The sequence below is a fragment of the Clostridium sp. DMHC 10 genome, from assembly GCF_001270375.1.
GTDB lineage: Bacteria > Bacillota > Clostridia > Clostridiales > Clostridiaceae > Clostridium_S > Clostridium_S guangxiense.
The window spans coordinates 320,341-332,384 of sequence record NZ_LGVB01000015.1 but is presented as its reverse complement, the minus strand read 5'-3'; the positions used below and the strand labels follow the sequence as shown (position 1 = coordinate 332,384).

9 protein-coding genes and 1 pseudogene are annotated in these 12,044 nt (G+C 30.5%); 4 read left to right on the top strand and 6 right to left on the bottom strand.

All coding sequences use genetic code 11. The features are described from left to right. Positions 1-28: 28 nt before the first annotated feature. The 3 genes and pseudogenes from AGR56_RS22555 to AGR56_RS03520 form a co-directional block, all read right to left on the bottom strand. Entirely contained in the window at positions 29-160 is a 132-nt protein-coding gene (locus tag AGR56_RS22555; RefSeq protein ID WP_278279720.1) for a hypothetical protein, read from the bottom strand. A gap of 130 nt (positions 161-290) precedes the next feature. Then, a pseudogene (locus tag AGR56_RS03525) lies at positions 291-2,218 on the bottom strand (translation factor GTPase family protein). Positions 2,219-2,440: 222 nt separating this feature from the next. Then, positions 2,441-5,716 (bottom strand): CARDB domain-containing protein, encoded by a 3,276-nt coding sequence (locus AGR56_RS03520; RefSeq protein WP_053241160.1) that lies wholly within the window; start codon positions 5,714-5,716, stop codon positions 2,441-2,443. A gap of 319 nt (positions 5,717-6,035) precedes the next feature. Between AGR56_RS03520 and AGR56_RS03515 the strand changes: the two genes are divergently transcribed. From AGR56_RS03515 to AGR56_RS03505, 4 genes are read left to right on the top strand one after another with little or no spacing between them, the layout of a single operon-like run. Next, positions 6,036-6,230, top strand: a complete 195-nt coding sequence (locus AGR56_RS03515) for a response regulator (RefSeq protein WP_053241159.1) — start codon at positions 6,036-6,038, stop codon at positions 6,228-6,230. After that, positions 6,199-7,113: a response regulator gene (locus AGR56_RS03510; RefSeq protein ID WP_053241158.1), complete on the top strand. Its 915-nt coding sequence runs from the start codon at positions 6,199-6,201 to the stop codon at positions 7,111-7,113. Before AGR56_RS03515 ends, AGR56_RS03510 begins: the two co-directional genes overlap by 32 nt. A 41-nt stretch (positions 7,114-7,154) precedes the next feature. After that, positions 7,155-7,301 carry a helix-turn-helix domain-containing protein gene (locus tag AGR56_RS19310; RefSeq protein ID WP_242851286.1) on the top strand — a complete coding sequence of 49 codons (147 nt, stop codon included), beginning with the start codon at positions 7,155-7,157 and terminating at the stop codon, positions 7,299-7,301. Between the two features lie 16 nt (positions 7,302-7,317). Then, a complete protein-coding gene (locus AGR56_RS03505; protein ID WP_053241157.1) occupies positions 7,318-9,054 on the top strand; it encodes a sensor histidine kinase in 1,737 nt (578 codons plus the stop codon). Between the two features lie 58 nt (positions 9,055-9,112). Here the strand turns inward: AGR56_RS03505 and pgmB are convergent, their stop codons facing one another. From pgmB to AGR56_RS22550, 3 genes are all read right to left on the bottom strand, one after another. After that, positions 9,113-9,742 carry a beta-phosphoglucomutase gene (pgmB, locus tag AGR56_RS03500; RefSeq protein WP_053243268.1) on the bottom strand — a complete coding sequence of 210 codons (630 nt, stop codon included), beginning with the start codon at positions 9,740-9,742 and terminating at the stop codon, positions 9,113-9,115. 114 nt (positions 9,743-9,856) lie between these two features. Continuing rightward, positions 9,857-11,737: a glycoside hydrolase family 65 protein gene (locus tag AGR56_RS03495; protein ID WP_198149925.1), complete on the bottom strand. Its 1,881-nt coding sequence runs from the start codon at positions 11,735-11,737 to the stop codon at positions 9,857-9,859. After that, positions 11,670-12,038 (bottom strand): hypothetical protein, encoded by a 369-nt coding sequence (locus tag AGR56_RS22550; protein WP_198149924.1) that lies wholly within the window; start codon positions 12,036-12,038, stop codon positions 11,670-11,672. Before AGR56_RS22550 ends, AGR56_RS03495 begins: the two co-directional genes overlap by 68 nt. Positions 12,039-12,044 lie beyond the last annotated feature (6 nt).

Sequence of the window (12,044 nt, the reverse complement as noted above, 5' to 3'; positions counted from 1 at the left end):
ATATAATTATATAGTATAACTTTGTTAACTATTTATCAAATAAGCCACCTGATTTTTTATTGTTAAAACCTTTTTGTTTGCCTCCAATGCTCTTATGTGCTTTTTCCCTTAATCCTTTTTTCAATCCCTTGTTCTTTTTTTCCTCAATTAATTTTTTCATAAATTCAATATCCTTTTCTTTCATAATTTATCTTTAGTGAGCGAGCTTGTTTAAAGCATACAAACTCACTAAAAGTACTCACTCCTTTTTTCTTTGCCTTTGATTTAAATAAATTCTCTCATTTTGCACTTTATTTGCAATGCATATATTCTTTTGCTTCTTTTCCGCTAACTAAATATGATTGGCCCTTTGAACAAAAAACTGAAGTTGATGTATATTCCATATCACTATTTTTATTATAACCAATTTTATTTATTACATCTTCCGCATTATGACAAACATCATAACCGTCAAAATTAAAGCTTATATGTCCATTTCCACTTGTTATTTCTGTGATTTCCATTGCATAATTCATAAATGTAGCTACAGGTCCTCTTCCTACTATAGTGACCTTATTTTGAGAAATTTCTGGAGGATTAAAACTTCCATTTAACTTTTGTATATCTGACAAAATCCTTCCCATATGGTCTACATCTACATCTATTTTAAATTTATAATATGGTTCAAGCAATATGTTCTCCGTATTCTCAAGTCCCTGCCTCAAAGCTCTATATGTAGCTTCCCTAAAGTCTCCCCCGCTTGTATGCTTAATATGAGATCGTCCATTTATAAGCGTAATTTTAAGATCTGTGACGCTAGAACCTGTAAGTATTCCTCTATGCTCTCTTTCAAAAATATGTGTTCTTATTAGCCTTTGATAGTTAATTTCGAGATTTTCTAAGCTGCATTCGCTTGAAAACACAATTCCACTATTTCTTTCACTAGGTTCTAATTTTAAATGAACTTCAGCATAATGTCTTAATGGTTCAAAATGTCCGCATCCAATTGTCTCCTTTGCTATTGTTTCTTTGTATAATATTTCACATGGTCCAAACTCGACTTTTAAATTAAATCTATCCTTAACTATTTCTTTTAAAACCTCAAGCTGAATCTTACCCATAATGTGAATTTCTATTTCTTTCAACTTTTCATGCCATATTACATTAAGTGCTGGATCCTCTTCTTCTAAAATCTTAAAATAATTAAGCACATCTTTTGCATTTATTTTTTCATAAAACAAAACTTTTGATTTTAAGGTTGGTACTAAATCATAATTGATTTTTTCATGAAATTTTCCTACTCCAAGTCCAACCTTTGAACTCATAAGTCCTGTAACACCAAATATTTCCCCTGCAAATGCTTCACTAATGCTTTTAAATTTATCTCCATTATAAATTCTTATTTCATTTATCTTCTCAAACTTATCTTCAATTTCTAATTCTTCTTTAATCTTTAAACTTCCCGAAAGAGCCTTTATATATGTAATTTTATTTCCAATATTATCATGCCTTATCTTGTAAACACTACCTTTAAAAGCATCCTTGCTGTCATATTCAGTAAAAGTCAATAAATCAAAAGTTTCTAAAAATTCTTCAATTCCCTTATCTTCAAGCGCTGTCCCACTCATACATGGAAATATTTTATTTTCTCTTATTAATCTTCTCATAGAAGAAATCCATAAATCTTTTTCATATCCATCTTCCAAATATATTTCTAGAAGCCTTTCGTCCCTTTCAGCAACAAATTCCATAACTTCATTACTAAGATTAACATCATTAATAAAAAAGACATCCTTAGTTAAATTCTCCTGTATATCTTTAATTACCCTTTTAACATCTGCACCAATCCTATCTATTTTATTAATAAAAAGAACGTTGGAATATTGTGCTTTCGCAAAAGTTCCCATATTACCTGTGTCTGTCCTTGAATCCCTTCAACTGCGCTTATTATTACAATTGCATAATCCATAATTTTTATTGATCTTTCCATTTCAGCTGAAAAATCATTATGCCCTGGGGTATCTACTAAATAATATGTAGAATCTTTATAATTAAAAACAGCTTGTTCAGAAAACACTGTTATACCTCTTTCTTTTTCTATACTGTTATTATCTAAGAATGAATCTTTATGATCAACTCTTCCTCTACTTCTTATACTTTTAGTGTGATATAAAACTTGCTCAGAAAATGTAGTTTTTCCAGCGTCTACATGTGCTAATATTCCAATTACTTTATTCATGCTGTACCCCCTTAAAGACAGAGTAGTTTCTGTAATTTTAGTATACATTAAAATGTGTGATTTTAAAGAGTTAATTTATTAATATTTTCAAAAAACAATTTATGAAAAAATATGGGCACTGCGAAAACCAATCTTCATTAGCTTCGATGTGCCCTAAATATTATTTAGCTAAATTTATAATACTCTTTTAAACAATTATCATCAATAAATAAACTTAATCATTTACCAGCCACTATTCCCTGTACTTTTATTTATTGTAAAAGTTGAGTTTGCATCATTCCTTAATGGTAATCCTGTTGAGTTAGTTACATGTACATCGGAAAGAGTAGCTGAACCTATCGTTCCTGGTTTAACCCAAATTCCATCTGTACCGCTGTTATTAATATTTATATTACTTAAAGATACATTATTAATTGGTGCTGGATTAGGATAATTGTAAGTTTCACTTTGGAATACCAGTCCTGCATAAGTGGAATCATTAATATCTATATTATTTATTTTAATTCCATTCAGTGGAGAATCAACTGCATATATCCATAAAGCACCAAATTGTATACCATTCCAAAATGCTCCTCCACATCTAGTAAGCGTAACATTTTCAACAGTAGTAGTTCCACTAAAAGGTACTGGTTTGAAACAAGAACTAATATTTACACCTGCATATGTCAATGTATCTGCTGCTGTACAATTTTCTATTGTATTATTTGCTCCACCATAAATTGCAAATCCATTAGCTCTCCAAGTAAGTTGAGCCGAACAATTCCTTATTACATTATTCTGACATGGCGCACTGCTCATATCCGTAGCTGACCAAATTGCAAAAGAATCATCACCAGTTGTTCTTGCCGTACAATTTTGAATGGTAGTATTATTTGTGCTATTACATAAATTGATACCATCAGCAAAAGTATCTCTTATTCTCCATCCATATATATTAATACCTGATGCTGTGCTTGGAGAACCACACCAGAATCCACAGTTTGTATGTTCTATCCATATATCCCCAAACTCTGCTCCAGTTCCTGGCGTATTACAAAATGCCTTTCCACCTGTATCACGAATAGCACCCTCTCCAAATAATGCTAGATCATAAACCTTAAAATTATTGGCACCATTTAAATTAAATCCTATATTACCCCAATCACTTTGATTTGTATCTGGACAATAAAGCTTTGAATACCACATTCCTGCTCCTTGAATAGTAACATTGCTTTGAGCTATTATTTTATTTGTTTGATAGAAAGTACCTACTGGTATCCATACCCCTTTACCTTTTCCCTGTGCCACAGCATTCATGCACTGAGTAATTGCATTCGAACAATCTTGTGTACTTCCTGGTACTGCACCAAAATCAGTAATAGAGAGATATCCATTTGGCATAGTCTTTGCTGGAGCGACTTCTTCTAAGTCTATAAAATCTATTCCATAATATGCAGCTGTATCGCTTGAATCCACCTGAAGTCTTACCTTTGATCCTTCTGGTATATCTCCTGTGAGTGCTTGTGCTTCATCGTATATACGTCTTGGCGAACCATCACTAGGGTTATTTGTAGGTTGGCTTTCTGATCCATATAACCAGCTGTTTTTTGAAGATAGTGTTAACCTTTGCCTAAATTCTCCATTTACATAAAGACTTATAGTTGCAGTTGTTCCACCTCCATTCTGTGCATCTGGTATACAATTTCTAACAACTATTGAATTTGCCTCTTTCAGACTAGTCCATTCAACGTATTGTCCTTTTTCAGTAAGTTTTACTGCTTGACGCCCAGAAGCCTCACCTGCAAGATCTCCTACATTTCTATTTGGCAGCAGTACTGTTCCATTTGTAGTGCCTTTTTCTGCTTCATATTCAATCCATGGAATCTCAGCTCCTCTGCCTACAAAAACATTTTTAGTAAGTGCATTATTATTTTCTCTTGATTCATTTATAAAATTATCATAGTCAACATAGGCAGTTATACTATGACTTCCATCCACTGCTGTCCAATTTCCTGAACCAGCAGTTAAAGTAACGGAAGCTCCTGGAGCCAAAGATGAACTATAGCTATCTGAATAAAATGATGCTGGTGCTCCATCTATTGAAAATTCCACCTCATGTTTTACTGAAGGTGTTGCAATTGTTCCTATATTCTTTATTGTAGCACTTAATGTTACCTTGTCCCCAGCAGTCGGATTTTCAGGACTCCAAGATATATCCGTCACTACAAGATCACACCCAGGCAATGGACTAACAGTAATATTTTTACTCAAAGAGTTATTGTTTTCATCAATTTCTGCTATATTATTTTTACTATCTACCACAGCCTTTACAGTATGATTTCCCTGAGTTGCACTCCATTTTGAACTTGCTGTAATAGTAGCTGTACCTCCTACTGGAATTGAAGATTTATAATAGCTTGATGTATCTACAATTGTTCCATCAACATCAAATTCAACAGAATTAATCGTTCCATCCATTGTTGCTGCCGTTCCTATGTTTTTAACTATTGCACTAAATGTGACATCATCCTCTTCATTAGGGCTTGCTGGAGACCAGTTTACATCAGTTACTATTAAATCTGGGGAAGATACTTGTGTTGGATTAATAGTAATATAGTCTATATTTATATTGCCAGTATCTGTACTATCATATTTATATGCTATACTATTATTTCCTGCGTTAAGATACAATGTATCCACTTTATCTCCCCAAGTATTCCAACTAGATAGATTAGGAAGGGCTGCTTGTCTTATCTTAGTATTATTAACATATATACTTTCAGTCATAGTACTTCCCATTGAATTTCCATATCTTAAATCTACGTCATAATAACCAGCTGTTTGTACATTTACATTGAAATCTACATCTGCACCTACTGTTTGAATTCCATCAACAAACCCTGTACCAGAATATCCAGTATGGTCTACATTTACCTTTGCACCTCCTGAGAGAACAGCTGCTTCGCCTTCATATTTGTTTCCAGATTGTGTACCAGAATTATCTGCCGTTCCATATACCTCAAACTCTCCAACTTGTCCTCCAGTAGCGCCAGAATTTGCTGTAAAATTCAATCTAACATACCGAGCCTTAGTATCTTCAAACGATATTGTAACAGTATTACCTGATGAAGGGTCAAATGTGTAATTACTAGCTGATACTATTGTATTATAGGTAACATCATCTGTACTAGTAAGTACTGAAAGTGCTTGAGTTCTTTCTGTCCAAATACTATTAGGATTTAATTTTAAAACAATCTTATTAATAGTATCCGTACCTTGTAAATCTACAGTAAGAGTATTTGGATATGAATTAGAAGCTCCCTCCCAGTAAGTGTTAACGTTTCCATCGTTAGCATTTGTAGCTACATAAGTTTGCGTATTACAATTTGCAGTTATAGGTTTACCTAAAGCTAAATTAGTTGAATCGGCATATACCTTGTTTGATAATACCACAGCTTGCGTAAAAATCATGATGCATGACACAATCCAGCAGCTAATTTTTTGTAATTTTTTCTTCATAAAACACCCTCCAATTTAAAAATTTAAGGTATAGTACTTAGACATTTATGGCAAACAAGTAGTAATATACTGTCTAATTAGTTATATTTTACTTTACTTTACTTTTTATTAAAAGTGCGTAATACTGCTAAATGGTTTGAAATATAACTTAAGTTTGAAATTATAGTTTTCAAACTTAACATGATAATATTAAAATTAAGCTATGTTTAAAAAATGTTAATAAAAATTTGCATCACTAAAATAAGCTTAATTACTTCAAATCATATGCATTTCTCTAATTAGATATTTTATAGTAAAATATTTTAAGGGGGTATATACTATGTTAAATTTACTAATTGTAGATGATGAATTTTTAGTAAGAAAAGGTTTACGCCAAACAATTGATTGGCAAGGATTTGGAATTCAAATAGTTGGAGAAGCTTCCAATGGAACTAAAGGATTAACTTTAGCAGAAGAACTAAAACCTGATATTATTTTAACCGATGTTAAAAATGCCAATAATGAACGGTCTTGAATTTATGCAAAAACTTAAAGAAAAAGATTTAAATCCAAAAATAATAATTTTGAGTGGTTATGAAGACTTTAATTATGTTAGGACGGCCATGCATAATGGAGCTGTTGCCTATCTATTGAAGCCAATTGATAATAATCAGTTAACTAACATTATTAAAGATGTTATAAATAAAATCACAAATGAAAAAAACACAAAAAAATATATTGATACCTTAAAAGATGAAATTCCCGCAATAACAAAACAATTTTTATCAGACTTGGTATCTGGTGATATTACTGACATTGGAAAAATTAATGAAAAAATATGTTTCTTAAATATTTCAGTTGATTTTAATAATTGCTATATTGTAGTTTTAAAAATAAATAAATATCAGAATATAATGCATAAGCTTTCCATTGAAGAACTCAATAAGTTTAAATATTATATAAATAAACTTATCTCAACCATTTTTATAGGGAATAGTGCTTTTAATTCAATTTTTATAAATAGAACTGAAGAAGAATTTGTAATTATTATAGATTTTAAACTTCATAATAGCAATGAACTTCAGCTAATTAAGGTTTGCTGCACTAAAATAGTTGAAAATTTAAAATTACACTTTAAAGAAACCATTTCCATTGGAATAAGTAATTTATGTACTAGCGTCCTTGAAATTAATAAAACATACAAAGATGCTTTAACTGCTTGTCAAAATAAACTTTCAGAAGAAACCAGTACCATAATACACATAAATGATATCTCTTTTAATGGATATAGGCGTGAAATCAAAGAAACTATTAAATATATACAAGATAATTATAATAATAATATAACTGTTGAACATGCAGCAAAAGAACTTTATATTAGTCCATCATATCTTATGCATATATTAAAAAAGATTTAGGAAAAACCTTTAATGAATGTTTAACAGATTACAGAATCACAATGGCAAAAAAGTTGCTTTTAAATAGAAAATATAAAATTTATGAGGTGAGCACAAGAATAGGTTATAGGGATGTAAAATATTTTAGTCAAATATTTAAAAAAACTACTGGAATGACGCCAAGTGAATATATTAAAGCTCAATTTTAATATATGGTGATAAATGATGTATATTAAAGCTTTAAGAAAATTTAGTATTAAATTTAGATTAATGGCATCCCTGCTAATAGGAATAATCCTGTTTTCAAGCATTCTACTTTATGCTTCAGGTAAATTTTCTGAATACCTTATAAAAAGCCAACTTTTTAGCTATTTAGAACTCACTCAAAGAGAAATAGGTGTAGACCTTGAGTACACCTTAGACAAAGTAAATTCAACAAATATTAGATTATTATCAAATGATGATATCTATAGTTTATTGCAAGATAATAATTTATCTCACAGGGAAAAAGAAAATAATCTTAATACTATTTTTAATAGTATGTCAATTAACAAACAAATTATTGCTCAAATTTATATTATAACTAATAACGGTGAACAATTTAATATAAATTATCCAAAAGATACTATAGAAAAGCCAGATGAAAATTATATAAACAAAATTAGAAATACTAAAGGAACTATAGCTTGGGGAGCTATAAAAAAAGATGCTGATGGAAATGCATATCTTTTAGAAGGAAATAGATATAGAAATTTTCTAACCGGTCAGGATATAGGATGTCTTATTCTTTATATACGCGAAAGTGTTATTAATGATATCTATAACAAAAAAACTCCATATGGTGGTTATTCTTTCTTAATATCAAATAATAACTACATAATATCTGATAATGATAAATCAAAGATTGGAGATAAAATATTCGATGATAATATCTTTAGGACAACTTCTGACTTCACACATGATTCAGAAACAATTAATGGTAAACCTGCTATAATAACAATTAGTAATTTTGATGATAAGATTAGTAGATTAAATTGTTACTGGAAAATTGTAAGTATCATAAATAAAGACAAGCTATTTAGTATAGTCAAAAAAATTAATACTTATATTATCATTATTGTACTAATAATATCTATAGTTACGATATTTATTTCCATAAGCATTTCTTCTCGAATCGTTAACCCAATAAGGCTACTAAAGAATAAACTTAAAAACTTTGGAGAAGATAATACAATAAATCCGTCATTATACCGACAACCTCAAGATGAAATATGGGAACTTGAAAAATGCTACAATGAAATGACCTCAAGAATAAGTAATTTAATAGGAAAAAATAATGAGGAAAAAGAAAAGCAAAGAAAACTAGAGCTAACAGCTCTTCAAGCACAAATCAATCCACATTTTTTATATAACACTTTAGATGCCATAGGGTGGATTGCAAAAATGAAAAAGCAAAAAGACATAGAATCTCTAGTTCTTGCCCTAGCACAATTTTTCAGAATAAGTCTTCATAAAGGTGATAAATTCATAAGCCTCAAGGAAGAAATAGAATTAATAAAAAGTTATGTAATAATTGAATTAATTCGTTTTCCAGATAAATTTGATATAGATTTCAATGTTGATGAAGATATACTTGATAATAAAATATTAAAAATAACTCTTCAACCTATAGTTGAAAATGCTATAAAACATGGTCTTGGACCTAAAGATGAAAAAGGTCATATTCTAGTGACAGGAAAAAAACAAGATAATTATATGCTGCTGGAAGTAATAGATGATGGTATAGGCTTTAACATTTCAGAAGCACTTACTCAAAATAAGAATAATAATAAATTTAGTGGATATGGAATTAAAAATGTTGATGAAAGAATAAAACTTGAATACGGAAAAGATTGCGGTATAAGCATACAAAGCATTGTTGGTAACGGGACCTGTGTAAAAATAAAATTAGGATTAATTTAATGTTTTATGACTTAAAAGGGAGCTATTGCAATAAATGCCAAGCTCCTCATTTTTCTTATTAAAGTACATATAAACCTTCAACAGCCTTATCAGCATTAGGTAAATTTTCTTTAGTACCAATTCCAATAGCTTTCATGCCAGCTCTTTTTGCAGCCTCAATTCCAGCTTTTGCATCCTCAAAAACAACACAGTCAATTGGATCTAATTTAAGTTTTCTTGCACACAGCAGAAATACTTCAGGATCAGGTTTAGCTTTTGAGACTTGATTTCCGTCCACAATTACATCAAATAAATTTGTAATATTTAAATTTTGAAGTATAATCGGGGCATTCTTGCTAGCAGAACCTAATGCTATTTTTACTCCACTAGACTTAAGTTTATATAGAAACTCCTTAACTCCTGGCAATATCTCCGATTCATCCATAGCTTTAATATATTCTACATACCATCTATTTTTTTTATCCGCAAGCTTTTCCTTTTCGTATTTATCTAAACTTATATTACCAATATCCAGAAGTATATCTAAAGATCTCATTCTGCTTACACCTTTTAATCTTTCATTATCTTTTTCTGTAAATTCAAAACCAAGCTCACAAGCGAGTTTTTTCCATGCAATATAATGATATTTTGCAGTATCAACTATTACTCCATCTAAATCAAATATTGCTCCCTTAATACTTTCTATCATAAAATCACTCCATTTATAGTTAATATGAAACTTCAATAGTATCTCCAGCTTTAATATAAACGTCTTCATTTTTAATATTGACCAAAATCTTTTTAGGCTCTTTTCCAACACAATCTATAATAATAGTATTTTTGTTATTTTAATATTAAATTTAATTCCTTTGTATACTAATTTAAAATTAACCTCCTGCCACTTTAAAGGGAGATGTGGATTAATGGATATTTTATTCTCATCAATCGTTATACCTGAAAAACCATATACTACATCCATCCAAGCCCCACCATTGGCTGCAGGATGTGTTCCACCAATATACAAGTTTCCTACATACTGTTTTGCATTGCCATTTAAATCGACAAAAGCTGTTTTAATAAAATAATTATATGCGCATTGAGTTTTTTCTAAATTGGCTGCAAGCATGCCATACATGCAGGCACTTAAAGTTGAACCATGTTCAGTTCTTTTTTCATAATACTCCCAGTTTGCTTTTTTCACTTCTGAAGAATAATTATCTTTAAATAAATTTAGCATAGTAACAACATCTGCTTGTTTTAATATCCTAGTGGTTGTGGCAATTCCATTACCTCCACCAAGATATTCATTTTTATTTAACATTCTTGACTTTAGCTTGTCTAAACTCAAATCTTCAAGTTTAAAGTATCCATCAAACTGTTCAATTAAATCAGTTTCAGCATCTGGTTTTGGAATATACAAAGCTTCATTCATGTTTTTTATATTTTCAATATCTTTGAAATAATTCAGCTTTATGATCAGCTTATCAAAAAATTCCTTTTTCTTATTAGATAAAAGCTCTAAAACTGAAATTGCAATTTCAAGCGTATGTTTAACCATTACATTTGTAAATGCATTATTGCCTACTCTCTCATGATACTCATCTGGACCAGTAACATCTAACAGTTCATATCTTCTTTTTTCTGGTTTATAGTATGCATAAGAATAAAAAAATCTAGCACATTCTAATATTACTTCTGCGCCACCATCAATAAATATACTAAAATCTCCGGTATGCTTATAGTACTCCCATATTCCATAGACAACATCAGCACTAATATGGATTTGTTTATCTCTAAAATATGTTCTCATTGGTCTTCCTGTAAACACATCTGCAACATTAAACAACGTACATGCGTCATCACCTGTGTCCTGACTCTCCCATGCATAAAATGCTCCTCTATATCCATATTCACTTGCTTTTCTCCTTGCACCATCCAGTGTATAATATCTATACATTAAAAGATTTCTTGCGATCTTTGGGTTTGTAGCATTAAAAAAAGGTAGCATAAACATCTCTGTATCCCAAAATACAGCTCCCTTATACACTTGCCCTGAAAGTCCTCTAGCAGGTATAGATACTTTATCAGAATGGGTAGGCGCAATTGATAAAAGCTGATAAATACTGTATCTTAAAGCTAGTTGAGCCTCATCGTCTCCTGTAAGCTTTACGTCTGAAGCCTCCCATTTATTATTCCATATTTGAGAATGAATTTCATAAAGCTTATCATATCCATCTTTTAAGACATCTGAACAGGTTTTAATAACTTTTTCTTCTGGGTTATAGCAATCTTTACTTGAATATATCGAAATATATCTAGTAAGCTCATATTCTTTTCCAGCTTTCGCGTTTACCTCAAGTTCTCTTAATGTATTTGCTTCATCAGTATATTCAATAAATTGAAAATCGCATTTTATTGCTTCTCCTTCAAATATATTTACACCGAGTTCTTTCGTAACTGTCTCTAATATTAATATTTCATCCTTTTTATCTACTTTCACTTTCCTAAGATGTGGACCATTCAAGTCCCATATATTATCATCAAATCCTATTTGAATTATAATCTTCGAATCTTCTTTACAAATAAAGCTGCATTTCATGCACATTATATGCACATTATCTGAACTTAAAAATCTTTCAATCGATAATTGTACTTTTTTTTCCAGTTTTAGTCTGAAAGATAGTTTTTCTAAAATGAACTGCATTTCTTACATCTATACCCTGCTCATGCTGTTCTATCTTACTGGAAAGTACACTCAGAGGTTCTCCGTCACAGTATAGCTTTAGAAAAAAACCATTAGGTAGATTAACTGGCTCTCTCCATTTTCCTTCAACCTTATCATACACTGATGGTAGAACACAGGCAGTCAGCCCTTCTTTTGAGTATTCTTCCATAGTTCCACGATAACCTATATATCCATTTCCAAGCATATACTTATTGCCATTGAATTCAATCTTACTTTTATCAAAATTCTCATCTTTAATTATCCAGCTTATTTTTCTCACCTCCAA

Bases quoted from the DNA above. Each gene is read 5' to 3' on its own strand.
- AGR56_RS22555 (WP_278279720.1), bottom strand. From the start codon at position 160: ATGAAAAAATTAATTGAGGAAAAAAAGAACAAGGGATTGAAAAAAGGA.
- AGR56_RS03520 (WP_053241160.1), bottom strand. From the start codon at position 5,716: ATGAAGAAAAAATTACAAAAAATTAGCTGCTGGATTGTGTCATGCATC.
- AGR56_RS03515 (WP_053241159.1), top strand. From the start codon at position 6,036: ATGTTAAATTTACTAATTGTAGATGATGAATTTTTAGTAAGAAAAGGT.
- AGR56_RS03510 (WP_053241158.1), top strand. From the start codon at position 6,199: ATGTTAAAAATGCCAATAATGAACGGTCTTGAATTTATGCAAAAACTT.
- AGR56_RS19310 (WP_242851286.1), top strand. From the start codon at position 7,155: ATGGCAAAAAAGTTGCTTTTAAATAGAAAATATAAAATTTATGAGGTG.
- AGR56_RS03505 (WP_053241157.1), top strand. From the start codon at position 7,318: ATGTATATTAAAGCTTTAAGAAAATTTAGTATTAAATTTAGATTAATG.
- pgmB (WP_053243268.1), bottom strand. From the start codon at position 9,742: ATGATAGAAAGTATTAAGGGAGCAATATTTGATTTAGATGGAGTAATA.
- AGR56_RS03495 (WP_198149925.1), bottom strand. From the start codon at position 11,737: ATGCAGTTCATTTTAGAAAAACTATCTTTCAGACTAAAACTGGAAAAA.